Annotated in this window: 15 protein-coding genes and 1 pseudogene; 5 read left to right on the forward strand and 11 right to left on the reverse strand. The window is 77.0% G+C overall.

What is annotated here, in order from left to right:
- The first annotated feature begins 195 nt into the window (after positions 1 to 195).
- Positions 196 to 1527 (forward strand): hypothetical protein, encoded by a 1332-nt coding sequence (locus tag ACQPYN_RS20960; protein ID WP_433027085.1) that lies wholly within the window; start codon positions 196 to 198, stop codon positions 1525 to 1527.
- A 111-nt stretch (positions 1528 to 1638) separates the two neighbouring features.
- Here the strand turns inward: ACQPYN_RS20960 and ACQPYN_RS20965 are convergent, their stop codons facing one another.
- The 3 genes from ACQPYN_RS20965 to ACQPYN_RS20975 all read right to left on the reverse strand — a co-directional run bounded on the left by ACQPYN_RS20965 (position 1639) and on the right by ACQPYN_RS20975 (position 3837).
- Positions 1639 to 2994 (reverse strand): FAD-dependent monooxygenase, encoded by a 1356-nt coding sequence (locus ACQPYN_RS20965; protein ID WP_433027088.1) that lies wholly within the window; start codon positions 2992 to 2994, stop codon positions 1639 to 1641.
- 127 nt (positions 2995 to 3121) lie between these two features.
- The gene (locus tag ACQPYN_RS20970) at positions 3122 to 3319 is read right to left on the reverse strand and encodes a hypothetical protein (protein ID WP_433027091.1); all 198 of its coding nucleotides are present in this window, start codon (positions 3317 to 3319) and stop codon (positions 3122 to 3124) included.
- Positions 3316 to 3837, reverse strand: a complete 522-nt coding sequence (locus ACQPYN_RS20975) for a MerR family transcriptional regulator (protein ID WP_433027094.1) — start codon at positions 3835 to 3837, stop codon at positions 3316 to 3318. The genes ACQPYN_RS20970 and ACQPYN_RS20975 overlap by 4 nt, the downstream gene beginning before the upstream one ends.
- A gap of 198 nt (positions 3838 to 4035) precedes the next feature.
- Here ACQPYN_RS20975 and ACQPYN_RS20980 point away from each other — a divergent pair, with 198 nt between their 5' ends.
- Positions 4036 to 5859, forward strand: a complete 1824-nt coding sequence (locus ACQPYN_RS20980; RefSeq protein WP_433027097.1) for a protein kinase domain-containing protein — start codon at positions 4036 to 4038, stop codon at positions 5857 to 5859.
- Positions 5860 to 5880: 21 nt separating this feature from the next.
- On the opposite strand, the gene ACQPYN_RS20985 is transcribed toward ACQPYN_RS20980, so the two are convergent.
- Positions 5881 to 7515 (reverse strand): Na+/H+ antiporter, encoded by a 1635-nt coding sequence (locus ACQPYN_RS20985; RefSeq protein ID WP_433027100.1) that lies wholly within the window; start codon positions 7513 to 7515, stop codon positions 5881 to 5883.
- A 52-nt stretch (positions 7516 to 7567) separates the two neighbouring features.
- On the opposite strand from ACQPYN_RS20985, the gene ACQPYN_RS20990 reads away from it, so the two are divergent.
- Together ACQPYN_RS20990 and ACQPYN_RS20995 are read left to right on the forward strand one after the other, a co-directional pair.
- Entirely contained in the window at positions 7568 to 8116 is a 549-nt protein-coding gene (locus tag ACQPYN_RS20990; RefSeq protein WP_433027103.1) for a type II toxin-antitoxin system PemK/MazF family toxin, read from the forward strand.
- A gap of 116 nt (positions 8117 to 8232) precedes the next feature.
- Positions 8233 to 9174 (forward strand): PP2C family protein-serine/threonine phosphatase, encoded by a 942-nt coding sequence (locus ACQPYN_RS20995; protein ID WP_433027106.1) that lies wholly within the window; start codon positions 8233 to 8235, stop codon positions 9172 to 9174.
- A gap of 4 nt (positions 9175 to 9178) precedes the next feature.
- Here the strand turns inward: ACQPYN_RS20995 and ACQPYN_RS21000 are convergent, their stop codons facing one another.
- From ACQPYN_RS21000 to ACQPYN_RS21020, 5 genes and pseudogenes are all read right to left on the reverse strand, one after another.
- Positions 9179 to 9385: a hypothetical protein gene (locus ACQPYN_RS21000; RefSeq protein WP_433027109.1), complete on the reverse strand. Its 207-nt coding sequence runs from the start codon at positions 9383 to 9385 to the stop codon at positions 9179 to 9181.
- Positions 9386 to 9445: 60 nt separating this feature from the next.
- The gene (gene tsaD, locus ACQPYN_RS21005; RefSeq protein ID WP_433027112.1) at positions 9446 to 10501 is read right to left on the reverse strand and encodes a tRNA (adenosine(37)-N6)-threonylcarbamoyltransferase complex transferase subunit TsaD; all 1056 of its coding nucleotides are present in this window, start codon (positions 10499 to 10501) and stop codon (positions 9446 to 9448) included.
- Between the two features lie 32 nt (positions 10502 to 10533).
- Entirely contained in the window at positions 10534 to 11439 is a 906-nt protein-coding gene (locus ACQPYN_RS21010) for an NAD-dependent epimerase/dehydratase family protein (RefSeq protein ID WP_433027115.1), read from the reverse strand.
- Positions 11394 to 12260, reverse strand: a complete 867-nt coding sequence (locus tag ACQPYN_RS21015) for an FAD-dependent monooxygenase (RefSeq protein ID WP_433027118.1) — start codon at positions 12258 to 12260, stop codon at positions 11394 to 11396. Before ACQPYN_RS21015 ends, ACQPYN_RS21010 begins: the two co-directional genes overlap by 46 nt.
- Before the next feature lie 29 nt (positions 12261 to 12289).
- A pseudogene (locus ACQPYN_RS21020) lies at positions 12290 to 12634 on the reverse strand (FAD-dependent oxidoreductase); the annotation flags it as partial.
- A gap of 71 nt (positions 12635 to 12705) precedes the next feature.
- Between ACQPYN_RS21020 and ACQPYN_RS21025 the strand changes: the two are divergent.
- Complete coding sequence (locus ACQPYN_RS21025) at positions 12706 to 13272, forward strand: TetR/AcrR family transcriptional regulator (protein ID WP_433027121.1); 567 nt, start codon at positions 12706 to 12708, stop codon at positions 13270 to 13272.
- A 102-nt stretch (positions 13273 to 13374) separates the two neighbouring features.
- Here ACQPYN_RS21025 and ACQPYN_RS21030 read toward each other — a convergent pair whose 3' ends face one another.
- Complete coding sequence (locus tag ACQPYN_RS21030) at positions 13375 to 13785, reverse strand: hypothetical protein (protein ID WP_433027124.1); 411 nt, start codon at positions 13783 to 13785, stop codon at positions 13375 to 13377.
- On the reverse strand, positions 13782 to 14516 hold the full coding sequence (locus tag ACQPYN_RS21035) for an SDR family oxidoreductase (protein ID WP_433027127.1): 735 nt from the start codon (positions 14514 to 14516) through the stop codon (positions 13782 to 13784). Before ACQPYN_RS21035 ends, ACQPYN_RS21030 begins: the two co-directional genes overlap by 4 nt.
- Positions 14517 to 14530: the final 14 nt, after the last annotated feature.

Consider the following 14530-nt stretch of genomic DNA (forward strand, 5'->3'; position numbering starts at 1 on the left):
GCACGGAGTGGCGGAGGGCCTCTCCCCGGGCACCGCGCGATCGGCGATGCCGGGGCCGGTGCCCTCGCTGTCGCCGAGCACGAGGGTGAGCCCGGCGCGGCGCGCGGCGGCGGCGAGCGCCTCGGCGGCGGACGCCGGCTCGGGCAGCACGCCGACGACGGCGGTCAGTCGGTCGTCGCGGCGCAGGCCCAGGACGTGGGTGGCGCCGTCGGCACGCAGGACCTCGCCCGCCTCGACCGCCCGCGGGTCGTCGCCGCCGGGGATGTCGTCGAGGCCGGTGAGCAGCCAGTGCTCGCCGTCCGCGCTCAGCCGGCGCGGCGCGGTGGCGTCCTCGGGGTCGAAGAGCTCGTGCACGCGCGGCACGAGCTCGTCGAGGGCGTCGGCCGTGCCGTCGGCGCCCGGCAGGGCGAGCAGGTCGCCGAGCATGAGCACGCCGGTGGTCAGGGCCTCGGCGTCGAGGACGACGGTGTCGAGGCGGTCCATGCGGCGCAGCGCGCTCGGCTCGACCACGACGGCGCCGCGGCGGGCGAGCACCCGGCCGAACGTGGTGGCGAAGCCCTCGCGGCCGAGGCGCCCGGCCTTCGGCAGCGTCGAGAGCGCGACGCCGGCGCCCTTGCGCAGGGTGGCCGTGAGCGCGGACGCCCCCGCGAACCCGGCGAGGGCGGCGGCGCCGACCACGTCGCCGTGGCGCTCGACCGGACCGAGGGGCAGCGGGACGGGGCGGGGCTCGGCGAGGGCGTCGTCGGCGCGGGCCGCCGCGCACTCGGGGTTGGAGAGCAGCCGCGGCTCGGCGTCCTCCCAGGTCTGCTGCCGGGCTCGCGCCTCGGCGACCTGCATCGCCCGGTAGGCGGCGTCGACCAGCAGGCCGGCGTGGCCCTGGCCGAGGGCCTGTGCGGCGGCGTTGGACAGCGCGAGCAGGACGTTGGCGCGCTCCTGGCCCACCGCGCGCTCCACGGCCTCGCGCAGGCGGGGCTGGTGGTCGACGAAGGTGGCCGCGGAGGCGAGCTCGGTGGGCAGCGGGGTGCGCCGCAGGACCGTGCCGAGGGCGGCGACGCCCAGACCGGCGATGTCGGCGGCCAGGATCGTGAACGCCTGCTGCGCGGCGTTCATCAACGGTGCGGACGCGGCCTCGACCGCGTCCCCACCCTCGCGCTCCTCGAGGATCTCGACGAGGTCGACCAGGTCGTCGACGGTGTCGTCGTCGGGCAGACCGACGGGGCCCTCACCCTCGTCGAGGAGGCCGACGACGACCGCCCCGAGCGCGGCGTTCACCGCCGCCCACGCCACCTGCGGGTGCGCCGCGATCGCCTTCTCGACCGCGCGCGCCAGCTCCTCCCCCGACTCGCGCACGACGGCGGGCACACCGATCTGCACGCGACCGGCTCCGCGCCACACGCGGCGGCCGCGGTGGCGGAACGGGTCGACGCGGTCGAGCACGCCGTCGGCGATCCCGAACGGGTCGACCACGCGGGCGAGCAGGCCGCGGGACGGACGAGGCGCGGGGAGGGAAGCCATGAGGGTGGCTGACGTCCTCTCGTCGAGGGGAGCGGGCGGGTCGGCGCCCGTGGTGTCGAGGGCCTCGCGACGTCTCCGCCGGGGCACACGCTCGGCCCAGCGCCGACACCGGCGGCGACCAGCTTACGGGCGACCGAAAGCAGGAGGCCCCATCGCGGGCGACCCGGACGTGGCGCTCGGGTGAACGTCGCCCCGATCGGGTGCCCGTCCCCTGCCGACGGGTGCACCGATCCCGGCGTCGTCGCCTGCGCCGCCCGGTCCACCGGGGCCACCGGGTCCTGCGGCCCGCGACGCCAGGGCGTGCAGCACCCGACCGGCCGGCGGCCACGACGCGACGCGCAGCGCGCCGCGGCGCACCGCGGCCACGAGACGGTTGCCGGGCAGGAAGAAGTGGCGTGACCGTCGCGCCGCGCTGCCCGCCGCCAGCGCCGCGGGCCGGTGGGCCTGCTCCCACTGCGCGAGCCCGGCCTCGGGGTCGTCGGGGTGCGCGGCGAGATGGGTGCCCAGCGTCTCGCCACCCACGAGGGCGAGCGCCGAGCCCTGGCCGGAGTAGAGCGTCGGGCACCACGCGGCGTCGCCGACGAGCACGACGCGACCGCGCCGCCACGACCCGATGCGGATCTGGGCGACGGTGTCGACGTGGGTGGTGCCGGCCTCCTCGACGCCGTCGAGGATCTCCGGCATGAGCCCCGCGAAGTCGCCGTAGACCCGGCGCAGCGCGCCCACCGGGTCGCGGGCCGCGCGCGAGGCGGCGTCGGCGCCGTCGACCCCGAGCCGGTCCGCGCGGAAGGTGAAGAAGACGACGGGGTCGTGCTCCGCGACGGCCATGAGGTGCGCGGTGCGACCGACCTCCGCGGGCACGACGTAGTCGCCCTCGCGCAGCTCGCCGGGCAGCCGCGGCAGGATCGCGGAGATCACGACCTGGTCGAAGTCGTGGCGGAAGTGGTCGTCGGGGCCGAAGACCATGCCGCGGACCGCCGACCGCACGCCGTCGGCGCCGACGACGAGGTCGAAGCGCTCGCGCGTGGAGCCCTCCGGGCCGTCGAGCACCACGTCGACGGTGTCGCGGCGCGGGTCGAGCCGCCGGGGCGCGGTGGCGAAGCGGACCGTGACGTCGTCGGGGCGCGCCGCCCAGAGCGCGGCCTCCAGGTCGCCCCGCACGAGCGCCAGCGCGCGCGGGTCGTCGGCCAGCGACGCCTCGACCCGGGACACGGTGCGCCCGCGGCCGTCGACCCCGGTGATGATCCCGTCGGCGGGCAGCCGGGTGCGCAACCCGCCGGAGACACCGAGGCGGCCGGCGGCGGCGAGGCCCTCGGGCGCGAGGCGCACGAAGTACCCGCCGGTGCGCCGGGCGGGAGCACGCTCGCAGACGTCGACGCTCCACCCGGCGCGGTCCAGCGAGGCCGCGGCGGCGAGTCCCGCGACGCCGGCGCCGACCACGAGCGCCCGCGGCGGTCCGTCACGCCCGGTGCGCTCCACGATCCCCACAGTAGGCGTCGCCGACGGGTCGGACCCCTGGGCGGTCGCGTGGGCCCGCTCTCACCACCGGCGCCGCAACGCACGCGGCCCCGTCACCCGCAGGGGGTGACGGGGCCGGGAGGAGAGCTCAGCTTCGCGCCGGCTCGCTGCGGCGGAAATGCGCGCACTCGCACTGGGCGCAGTGGTCGCCGAGGTAGTAGTGCTCGTGCGACTCGCGCGGGTGCCGGCAGGAGCAGAGGTCCACGAGCGGGACCCGGGCCAGGGACGGCGGGACGGTGGCGCGGAGGAAGGGACGGTGTGACCGACGGTGGTCGATGAGCTTCATGTGGAGGAGGTCCGTTGAGGTGGAGGGGCCGACAGGGGCGGTCGAAGAGCGGTCGTGGGCACTTCGGGCCCGCGCGCACGGTGGGTACGCGCGGAGGGCACGGGGTGGGCGGTAGTCCCGCCCCGGGCCGCGGCGAGCTCCGTCCGGACCCGTGACAGTTCTCGTCGGGCCTGATCGAGCTCGTCGTGGGCCTGATCCCGCTCGCGCGAGACCAGGGCCACCTCGTCCTGCAGCGACACGACCATCGCGGCCGCGGTGAGGGTCAGCCCCTCGTCGAACAGCTCGCGGATCCGGGCGGCGAGGGCCAGCTGCCGACGCGACCAGCGTCGGTGCCCGCCGGCGGAACGATCCGGACGGACCATGCGACCCGCGTCCAGACTCCGGAGGAACGCCTGCCTCACACCCAGGAACTCCGCTGCCTGACCGGTGGTCAGAGCGGGGGTCTCCTCGTCGTCGAGGCTCTCGGCGCCCACGGCTTCCGTCGCGTCCTCAAGTTCGTGCACTGCGTACGTCCGCACCGCCTTGCGCAGGGCGGACGTGTCGAAGTTCTACTCGCCACTGCAATTTCTGTCAACGCTCGACGAGACACGAGCAGGGCACATCACCCGGAGGGAGTGATCCGCGGGCGACGGCCGGGCGACGGGGTGCCCACGATCACCCGAATTCGTGGACTCGGTAGGTCGAAGTGGCCCGATCCGGGTATGCGTGGTGGAAGGATGGGACTCGGAGTCGAGTACGGGGGGTGGACGATGGACCAGTCGGATCCGTCCGCGTCCCCGTCTGCGCCGGGACCCCTGCCCGAGCGTCTCGGTCAGCGCTTCGCCCTCGGCGAGCTGATCGGCCGGGGCACGTGCTCCGAGGTCTACCGCGCCCACGATCTCCTCCTCGACCGCGACGCCGCCGTGAAGATCTTCCCGGTGGCCGACGACCCGCGCGTCGAGCGCGAGGTCTCGCTCACCGCGTCGATGGACCACCCGAACCTCGTGCCCGTCTACGACGTCGGCGGCGTGAACGGCCGCGCGTTCGTGGTGATGGCGCTGCTCGAGGGCGGCAACCTGTCCGACCGGCTCGCCGACGGCCCGCTCCCGGTCGCCGAGACGCTGCTGGCCGTGGCGGCGGTGGCCGACGCGCTCGGTCACGTGCACCGGGCGGGCGTCCTGCACCGCGACGTGACGCCGCGCAACGTCCTCTTCGACGGCGACGGGCGGGCGCACCTGTCCGACTTCGGTGTCGCCTTCGTCGCCGACGCACCCCGCATCACCGACACCGGGATCGTCGTCGGGTCCGCGCCCTACCTCGCGCCCGAGCAGGTCCGCGGCGAGACCGTGGGACCGCCCGCCGACGTCTACGCCCTGGGCCTCGTGATGATCGAGGCGCTCACCGGGCGCCCGGCGTACGAGGGCGCGCCGCTGGCCGCCGCCCGCGAGCGCCTGGAGCGTCGTCCCGAGGTCCCCGAGGGCCTCGACTTCGAGATCGTCACGCTCCTCGAGGCGATGACCGCGGACGACCCGGCCCACCGCCCGCCCGCCGAGAACGTGTGCATCGGCCTGCGCCGGGCCGCGCTCGCCGCGGAGACGCTCCCCGCGAACGGCGCGCCTCTCCCGTTCGCCGGCCTCGGCCTGCCCGGCCTCCTCCACGCCACCACCGACACGTCCGTCACCACTGACACCTTCGCCACCGCGGGCGCCGCCACCGCGGCCGCGGCTCACGACGAGACCCCGGGCCGCGAGCCCAGCCCCGTGCTCGCCCGTTCCGGCGGTCTCGTGATCGCCGCCTCCGTGGCCGCGGCGGTCCTGCTCGCCGGCGGCGTCGTCGTGGCGTCGGCCTGGACCGTCGACAGCGTCGCCGCCTCCGCCCCGCCGGCGGCCACGCTCGCCCCGCCGACCGCGGAGATCGTGGCCGACCCCGGCCCGGGGTCGCTCGTCGGGCGCGGTTCCGGCCGGTCCGAGGCGCGCGACGAGGACCGCGGCTCCCGCGGCGACGACGAGCCGGTGACGATGCGCCGCGGATCGGCCGCGTCGCAGCGCGCCGCCGCGACCACCTCGACCGACGGCGGCGCGGCGTCCTCCGCGCCCCGCGAGACCTCGTCGAGGGCGCCCACCACGGAGACGTCCCCGGAGCCGACGCGGGAGACGACCCCGGAGACGTCGTCGTCGGTGCCGTCGTCGGAGCCGTCCTCCGAGCCGAGCGAGAGCACCGAGCCGTCGGCGCCGGCGCTCGTCCCGGGTCTGCCGCTGCCGTCGGTCACCGTCCCGTCGGTGTCGCTGCCCCTGCCCACCGGGACGTCGTCGACCACCAGCCCGGCGCCCACCTCGAGCAGCACCACCTCGAGCGGCACCACGTCGAGCGCCGCGTCGTCGTCGAGCACCGACGCCGACCCGACGAGCAGCACCCCGGCGGCCGGCGCCGCGGCCTCCCGCACCCAGGCCAGCCACGACGCGGCGCCCCGCACCACCACGACCACGACCACGCCGAAGCGCGCGGCCGCCCTCACCGACCCGGCGGTCGAGGCGCTCGGCGGGGTGCTCGGCAGCCGCTGACCGCTCCCCGCTGACCGACGCTCAGCGCAGCGAGGCCATCGACCGGACGTCGAGGCGCCGCAGCACGCGGTCGGCCACCTCGGGGTCGACGCCCGGCTCGCTGCGGGCGGCCAGCACCTCGCGGCGCGCGGCGGCGAGGGCGAGCGACTGCACCCGGTTCCACTGGTCGCGGCGCCGGCGCAGGGCCTCGAGGCGGCGCTCGTAGTCGGCGCGGTCGGCCGCGTCGTCCCCCGGCGCGCCGCCCATCCCGCCGCCGGGCCCGCCCTCCCCCGCGCCGAGGCGGGCGAAGCGGGCGCGCAGCTCACCGAGCACCTCCTCCCCCACGCCGTCGTCGAGGCCGAGGGCCCCGCGGTCGAGGCCGGCGAGCTCGGTGAGCGCCGCCCGGCGTGCCCGGCCGGCGAGGCGCTGCTCGGCGTCGCGCCCGACCTCTTCGCCCTCCTGCACCCCGAGCCAGCGCAGGAGCAGCGGCAGCGTCAGGCCCGGCAGGACGAGGGTCGCCACGAGCACCCCGGCAGCGATGATCACGAGCTCGGTGCGGAACGGGAACGGGCTGCCGTCGGCGGTGACGCGCGGCAGGGCGAGGGCCAGCGCGAGGGTGGCGAGGCCCCGCATCCCCGACCAGGTCAGCACCGCGGCCTCGGCGCCGGTCCGTGGTGCGGCGAGCTCGGCACCACCGCGGCGGCGCACCACCACGAGCGCGACGAGCGCCCACACCGCCCGCACCGCGATCACGACGACGGCGACGACCGCGGCGTCGGCCACCATCCCGCCGAGCCCTGCGCCGGCGTCGGCGACCACCGCGCGCAGCTCGAGCCCGATCAGTGCGAACGCGGCCGCGGTCACGAGCATCTCGACGACGTTCCAGAACGCCCCGCCGGTGAGGCGTTGCTCGACGTCGTCGGCGGAGGCCCGCTGGCGGGTCTGCAGCGCGGCCACGACGACGGCGATCACCCCGGAGGCCGACAGGGCGTCGGCGGCCAGGTAGACGGCGAAGGGCAGCACGAGGGTCAGGGCGCTCGGGGCGACGGGATCGGTCAGCCGGTCGGCCAGGCGCCCGGCGAGCCACGCCGCGGCGAGACCGACGAGCACCGCCCCCACCGCCGCCCACACCAGCTTCAGCAGGGTCCCCGCGCCCGCCGGCTCCCCCGACACGGTCGCCGCGATCGCGGCCTGGAACACGACGAGCGCGGTGGCGTCGTTGAACAGCCCCTCGCTCTGCAGCACCGAGACCAGCCGCCGCGGCATCCGGAGCGGCCCGGCGACGGCCTCGACGGCCACGGGGTCGGGCGGGGCGACCGCGGCGCCGATCGCGAGGGCGGCGCCGATCGCGATGCCCGGGACGAGCCACACCACCGTGGCGCCCACCGCGGCGATGGTCACCGCCACCAGCAGCACGGCGAGGAAGAGCACCGAGCGCCAGCGCTCGCGGAACACCGTCCACGACGCCCGCTGCGCGGTGGCGAACAGCAGCGGCGGCAGGAACAGCGGCAGGATCAGCTCGGGATCGAACTGCGGGGCGTCGACGCCGGGGACGAACGCCGCCCCCGCGCCGACGAGCACGAGCAGCACCGGCCACGGCAGCCGGAGGCGGTCGCCCACGCCCACGAGCACGACTCCGACGAGCAACGCCGCGACCACGAGCGCCAGCACGGTCATGCGGCCGGACCCTGCCAGAGCGCCGGCGGACCGACGCGGCATGCTGATCCCCATGGCGGGATTCCGGGACCTCGTGGGGCGGGCGTTGCAGGCCGGGCTGGACCTGCTGAACAAGCAGACGGACGGCCGGAGCCGGCCGGGACAGCGGCCGGACGGGGGCGGGCCTCCCCCGGGCCGACCGGGACCGTCCCCCGCGGGCGGCGTGCGGACCGCACCGGCGAACGAGCGCGCCGGCGCGATCTCCTACCAGCCCGACCTCGACGGTGCCGCCGATCCGGGCGAGGTCGTGTGGACCTGGGTGCCCTACGAGGAGGACGCCTCGCAGGGCAAGGACCGTCCCGTGCTCGTCGTCGCCCGCGCGAAGGGCGGCGGCGACCTGCTCGGCCTGATGCTCTCGAGCCAGGGCCACCGCCGCGACGACGCGCACTGGCTGAGCGTCGGGTCGGGTCCGTGGGACCGCGAGGGGCGCGAGTCCTTCGTCCGCCTCGACCGCGTCCTGGAGATTCCGGAGGACGGCATCCGCCGCGAGGGCGCGATCATGCCCGCCGGGGCGTTCGAGCACGTGGCGGACGAGCTGCGCAGCGGCTACGGCTGGCGCTGACCACGCGACGAGCCGCTACCCTCCAGCCACCGACCCGGCGACCTCTCCGGGTTTCGATCGTCCTCCGTCACCGCGTCGCGGCTGCTCGGCCGGGCCCGAGGGTGTAAGGAGTGCCCGTGCCGATCGAGCCCGCGTCCGTCTCGCCCTCCGTGTCCTGCGGAGCCTGCGGCGAGCCCACCACCGGAGAGGACGCGCGCTGCGAGGCCTGCGGGCGTCGTCCCGCCGGTGTCGAGCACGCCGAGGACGTCCTCGAGAGCCCTGATGCGGGCGCCGCCCTGATCGTGCTGGGGGCCGGCGTCACCGACCGCGGACACCGGCGCCGGCGCAACGAGGACGCGTTCGACCTGGTCCGCGTCGCCACCGACACCGGCGACGTGGTCGTCGCCGTGGTGTGCGACGGGGTCGCGTCCGTCCCCGGCGGGGCCACGGCCTCGCGCGCGGCGTGCGACGTCGCGGTGGCCGCCGGCCGCGAGGCGCTGGCCGGCGGGCAGGACCTCGACGAGGCCGCCGCGACCACGGCCGACGCCGCGCGCCGGGCCGTCGCCGCGCTCGCACCGGGCGCCGGCCAGGCCCCGGCGTGCACCTACGTCGCGGCCGTGCTCGACGCCGAACGCGCGGTGGTGAGCTGGGTCGGCGACAGCCGTGCCTACTGGCTCTGCCCCGCGACGCCCGAGGACTCGGCGGTGCTCACCGAGGACGACTCGTGGGCCGCCGAGATGGTGGCCGCCGGCGTCGTCGGCGCGGCGGACGCCCTGTCGGACCCGCGCGCGCACGTCATCACCCGCTGGCTCGCGGCCGACGCCCCGGACGTCGTCGCGCGCCACCGCAGCTGGGCCCTCGACGACACCGGCGTCCTGCTGCTGTGCAGCGACGGGGTGTGGAACCACCTGCCCGACCCCGCCGTGCTCGCCGCGGCCCTGCCGCAGGCGACGACGCCCACCGACGCCGACGGCGTGCACGCGGGCGCGCTCGCCCTCGTCGACGCGGCCCTCGACGACGGCGGGCACGACAACGCGACCGCCATCCTGCTCGCGGTCGGCCCGGCACCCGGGGCCTGAGCGGTCACAGGGGTGTGCGCGACGCCAGGTGGGTCGGCGTCATCGACAGCGCGATCATGACCTCGCCGGCGTCGACGTAGGGCCGGTCGGGGATCTGCTCGAGCTTCGTGCGCGTGCGCGTGTCGACGCCGTAGTCGTCGGCGACGGCGAGCACCTGCCACCGCCGCAGCGGGAAGCGCTCGGCGTCGAGGACGGCGCGGAATCCGGGCACCCCTCCACGGGTACCGGGGCCCGCCGCGGTCGACAACGTGAGCGTTCCGACAGCCCGAGTTCACGCCACGGGTAACGCCCGTGTCCCGTGCAGCAACGCGCCCGTCAGCCGCGCGCGAGGGTCGGCGGCCACGTCGAGGGGGTCGGGCTCGACGTCGGCGCGCACCAGCAGGTCACCGAGGGCCGCGATCATCGCGCCGTTGTCGGTGCACAGCCGGATCGGCGGGACGCGCAGGGTGAGGCCGGCGGCGGCGCAGCGCTCCTCCATCAGCGAGCGCACGCGGGAGTTCGCCGCGACCCCGCCGACCATGAGCAGGGTGTCGGCGCCCTGGTCGGCGCAGGCGGCGACGGCCTTGCGGGCGAGGGTGTCCGCCACCGCCTCCTGGAACGACGCCGCGACGTCGGGCACGGGCAAGGTCCCGTCGTGGGCCTCGACCCAGCGGGCGACCGCGGTCTTGAGCCCCGAGAACGAGAACGTCCACGGCGGATCGGAGGGGCCCGTCAGCGGGCGCGGGAAGGCGATCGCGCGCGGGTCGCCGTCGCGGGCGGCGCGGTCGATCGCCGGGCCGCCCGGGTAGGGCAGGCCGAGGAGGCGCGCGACCTTGTCGAACGCCTCGCCCGCGGCGTCGTCGACGGTGTCGCCGAGGTGCACGATCTCGTCGCGGGCGAGGTCGCCGACGCTGAGCAGCGACGTGTGCCCGCCCGAGACGATCAGTGCGACGCAGCGCTCGGGCAGCGGGCCGTGGTCGAGCACGTCGACCGCCGCGTGCCCGGCGAGGTGGTGCACGGCGTAGAGCGGCACCCCGGCGGCCAGCGCATACGCCTTGCCCGCCGCGAGCCCGACCTGCAGCGCGGGGCTCAGGCCTGGCCCCGCGGTGACGGCGACCGCGGTGACGTCGGCGAGGTCCACCTGGGCGCGCTGCAGCGCCGTGCGCACCATCGGCGCCATCGCCTCGAGGTGCGCCCGCGCCGCGACCTCGGGCACGACGCCGCCGAACCGCGCGTGCTCCTCCATGCTCGACGCCAGCGCGTCGCCGAGGAGCACCCCGCCCGAGACCAGGCCCACCCCGGTCTCGTCGCAGGACGTCTCGATGCCGAGGACCAAGGGCGTGCTCACCCCCGCATTCTGCCCTCGCTGATGACGGGCCCTCAGGCGGGCACCAGCCGCCGGCGGGTGCGGTCGGGGTCGGCGCGGTACCAGGCGAGCGTCGCGGCGATGCCGTCGTCCCAGTCGGTCGCGCGGGTGGCGAACGAGGCCCGGAACGCGGAGTCGTCGACGAGGAACGGCTGCTCGAACTGGTAGAGCAGCTCCGCACCCTCGCGCGCGATCGGCGAGACGAGGCGCATCGCCGCGACCATCGCCGGGGTGATCCGGCCTATTCGGGGCTCGTGGCCGGCGGCGGCGAAGACGCGCTCGACGAACTGGCGGCCGGTGATCGCCGGCGGCACCGGTGTGTGCCACACCCGGCCGGTGGCGCTCGCCGGGGCGAGGGAGAGCTCGACGAGCGCGGCCCCGACGTCGGGGGTGTAGCCGGCGGTCATCGGGAGGTCGAGGTCGCCCGGCCACCGGACCGTCCGGCCCTGCGCAGCCTCGCCGAAGACCCCGGCGGCCAGGAGCGACTCGACGCCCGGACCCCACAGCTCCGGCGCGCGCCCGATCACGGTCTCGACCTCACCGCGGGCGTGCGCGGCCAGCACCATCTCGGCGAGCCAGGCCCGCAGGACGCCCTTGGACGAGACCGGCGCGACCGTCGTGTCCTCGCGCATCGGGGCGTCGACCCGGCCGTACATCCAGGTGTCGTCGGCGAACACCAGCCGCGCCCCTGCCGCGCCCGCGGCCGCGAGCAGCGCCCGGGTCGCCGCCGGGAACGCGGCCCGCCAGGTGGTGAACGGCGGGTTCACGCAGTGGTGGACCACGGCCGCGTCGCGGCAGACGTCCCGCATCGCCGGAGCGTCTCCTGCGTCGGCGGCGACCGCCTCGGCGCCCTCGACCGGTGTGCCCGACCGCGTCACGGCCCGGACGGGCAGCCCGCGGCGGACGAGGTCGGCGCACACCGCCCGCCCGATCCCGCCGCCGGCGCCGACGACGACGTGCGTGCTCGTGAGCTCATCTCCTCCTGGCGCGGGGTGTCGGGGGTGCCGAGCAATCGGTCGAGGCCGGCGGCCGCGATGCCCGCGGGGAGCGCCGCGACGAGCGCGTTGCGCGCGGCCACCGCGAGCGGCGAGCGCCAGAGGGCCACCTCGCCCGCGCGGCGGGAGCGGCGCGCCACGGTCTCCGCGCCGGGGCGCCGGCGAGCCTCGTAGGCGGCGAGGGACGCCGGGTCGGCGGTGGCCTCCTCGCCGAGGACCACCGCGTCGAGGAACGCCTGGGCCGCGCCCTGGCCGAGGTTCGGGGTCATCGCGTGCGCGGCGTCGCCGAGCAGGGCGATCCGGCCGTGGTGCCAGGAGCGCGGCGGGCGCAGGTCCTCGAGCGCGTGCACGAGCACCGGTCCCTCGACGGCGTCGAGCACGGACGGGATCGGGTCGTGCCAGCCCGCGAGGCGCGCGCGCAGCCAGGGCAGGTGGTCGGCGCGCGGGACCTCGGCGGTGGGCACGACGGCGTAGAGGTAGGTGCGGGCGCCGGGCAGGGGGCCGAGACCGACGAGGGCGCCGTTCCCCCAGCTCTCGCCGCCCTCGGCCAGGTCGTGGGCGGCGATGAGCCGGAACGCGGTCTGCCCGGTGGGACGCGGCACGGCCTCGGGCCACACGGCGCCCCGGATCGTGCTGCGCAGGCCGTCCGCGGCGACGACGAGGTCGGCGCTGTGCTCGCGGCCGGCGTCGTCGTGGACCACTGCGGGCCGGGTGGCGTCGCCGGGGTCGACCCGGCGCACCCCCACGCCTGTCGTGACCTCGGGGCCGCGGCGCGCAGCAGGGCGTGCAGGTCGGGGCGCCGCAGCACGACGACCCCGTCGCCCTGGCGCCGGCGCAGGTCGGCCGTGTCGGTGCGGGCGAGCCAGCGGCCCGACATCGTGCGGATGCCGCCGCCGACCTCGACGGTGCCCGCGGCCCGGGCCCGCGCGCCGATCCCGGTCGCACCGGGACCCAGCACGTCCAGCGCCCGCAGCGCGTTCGGCCACACCGCGATCCCCGCGCCGGCCTCGTCAGGTTCGGCCCGCCGTTCCAGGACCGTGACGTCCCATCCGTGCCGGCTCAGCGCGATCGCGCCGGCCAGCCCGCCGAGCCCCGCGCCCACGACCACCGCTCGTGCCATGACCCTCACTCCTCTACGTCTGTAGTAGCACGTACTCTACGGCTGTAGAGGAATCCGACGGAAGGGGACGAATGGTGGAACGCCGGGACGTCCTCGCCGACGCCGCGATCGCGGTGCTCGCCCGGGCGGGCAGCCGCGGCCTGACCCACCGCGCCGTCGACGGCGCCGCCGGCCTGCCCGAGGGCACGAGCTCGTACTACTTCCGCACCCGCTCCGCGCTCCTGCAGGCCTGCGTCGACCGGATGGCGGCGCGGACGCTGTCCGAGATGGCGAGCGGGGCGCCCGCGGGGCCGACCACGGTCGACGGTCTCGTCGCGGCCGCCGTGGCGACGGTCGGGCGCTGGCTGGCCGACGACCAGGAACGCCTCCTGGCCCGCTGGGAGCTCTCGCTGGAGTCGACGCGACGCCCCGAGCTGGGCGCGGCCCTGCAGGCGGCGGGTGCCCGGGTGCGCGAGCGCGTGGCCGCGACGCTCGCCGCGCTGGACATCGCCGAGCCCGAGCGCCGGGCCGACGACCTCGTCGCCTGCCTCGACGGCCTCGCGTTCGACCAGCTCGCCGGCGCCGGGGCCCCGCGCGACACGGCGGCGCTCCGGGCCGCGATCACCGACGTCGTGCGGGGGTTCACGGGGTCGCCGTGAGGAGTCTCCGTGAGGGCTCTCCATGTCGATCTCCCGAGAGTGCCGTGAGCGCTCCGCCGCGGACAGCACTGGTGACACTGTCGGGAGATCGAGATGGAGAGCTCACGCCACCGGGACCACCCGCCGATCCCGGGCGACGAGCACCAGCACCGCGACGGCCAGGACGATCTCGACGAGGAACCCCGTCTGCTGGAGCACCGCGTCGAGCAGCGGGAAGTGCTCGAGGTGCAAGGAGTGGAACACCGTGTGCGGCACGGTGAAGACCAGGAACGTGACGACGGCGGTGATCACCACCCGCCGGTCGAGCCACCAGGCCGCGAGCGCCAGCGCGACGCCCATGGCCAGGGTGCCGGCGCCGACGTCGCGCACGAGGTGCTCGTTGTACGGCGGGAGCAGGGCGACCCAGGGTGTTCCGCCGTACGGGAACGCCTCGTAGAAGGCCACGGGCAGGAACAGCGCCCAGAGGCCGACGACGAACTGGGTCGCCGCGAGGGCGCCGAGCAGGATCCTCATCGCGCGGCCTCCGCCCGGGCCGCGAGGAACTGCTCGAAGGTGACGACGCCGTCGGCATGCTCCGGCGTGAGGTGGGCGCCGTCCCGGTAGCCGCGGGCGATCGCCCCGGGCAGGCGCAGCGGGACGACGACGCGGCGCCGCCCGGAGGCGGCGAGCCAGGCCCGGGCGAGCTCGGCCATCGGCCGGATCTCGGGGCCCCCGAGGTCGCTCGCGCGGCCCTGCGCCGGACCGTCGACGAGATCGGCGAGGCGGTCGGCGACGTCGTCGGGCGCGACGGGCTGGAACGACGTGCCGGCGAGCACGGGCAGGAGTCCGGTGCGGGCGGCGGCGGTGAACATCTGCATCAGGAGGTCGTGGAACTGCGTCGCGCGCAGGATCGTCCACGGCAGCCCGGAGGACTCGACGACGCGCTCCGCGCGCACCTTCTCCCGGTAGTAGCCGAGCGGGATGCGGTCGGCGCCGACGATCGAGACGAAGACCAGGTGCGGGGTGCCCGCGCGTCGGGCGGCCGCGACGAGGTGCTCGGTCGCGGCGGCGTCACCCGTCGGGGCCGTCGCGCAGTGGACGATCGTCGAGACGCCCGCGACCGCCTCGTCGAGGCCCTCGCCGGTCGCCAGGTCGCCGACGACGCGGCCGGGCCCCGGCCGGCGGCAGAGCACGCGCGGCCGATCGAGCCGGGCGACGAGCGCGCCGCCGAGCCTCCCCGTCCCGCCCGTCACGAGCACGGTCATGATGTCCTCCCGAA

The sequence above is a fragment of the Actinomycetospora sp. CA-053990 genome, from assembly GCF_050948445.1.
Lineage (GTDB): Bacteria > Actinomycetota > Actinomycetes > Mycobacteriales > Pseudonocardiaceae > Actinomycetospora > Actinomycetospora callitridis.